1 protein-coding gene is annotated in these 504 nt (G+C 52.4%); it reads left to right on the top strand.

Annotated elements, in window-relative coordinates; translation table 11 throughout:
* Positions 1–504, top strand: a 504-nt coding sequence (locus tag J7439_RS27665) for a hypothetical protein (protein WP_209204995.1), incomplete at both ends; no start/stop codon positions are given.

Below are 504 nucleotides of genomic sequence, written 5' to 3'. Positions count from 1 at the left end.
CTGTAGGAAAACTAAGTTATATCTCCGGTCAACATGTAAAAAACGGCGATTTTCACATTCAATTAATCCCGGAAAAGTACAGCACCAAAACCTTAAATCTGTTGGTTTTTAAAGATGGTCGGGCGCTGGCCAGTGAACCCGTTACTCCCGACAACGTGGTTGTCTATGACCTCGCCATCAGCACCAGCGGAGGCGGCGGTGGGCCAACAGGCGACCCGGCCACCATCAGCGGCAAGGTAGAGCGAGTTCTGGATAATCAGGCCGAGCCCGCAGCAAGGCAACTGGTGGCCATTGAGCATAAGCCCGATGGTACATGGGCGGTGACCGGCAATACGACCAGTGACGCTGAAAATGGCAGCTATACGCTGGATGTACTTACCGAAGGCGGTGATACTTTTGTGCTGGCGATGGACGAATACGGTGTTCCTTTCACGGCTACAGCTTCTGTGGTTCAGGGAGATTTAATTCATCCCACCGTACCCAATGGCCATGTTTACCGGGTTG

This window comes from Salinisphaera sp. G21_0, from assembly GCF_017744115.1.
Taxonomy (GTDB): Bacteria; Pseudomonadota; Gammaproteobacteria; order Pseudomonadales; family Endozoicomonadaceae; genus Endozoicomonas.
Note: the sequence above shows the minus strand (reverse complement) of the source record. Positions and strands in the feature narration are given on the sequence as shown.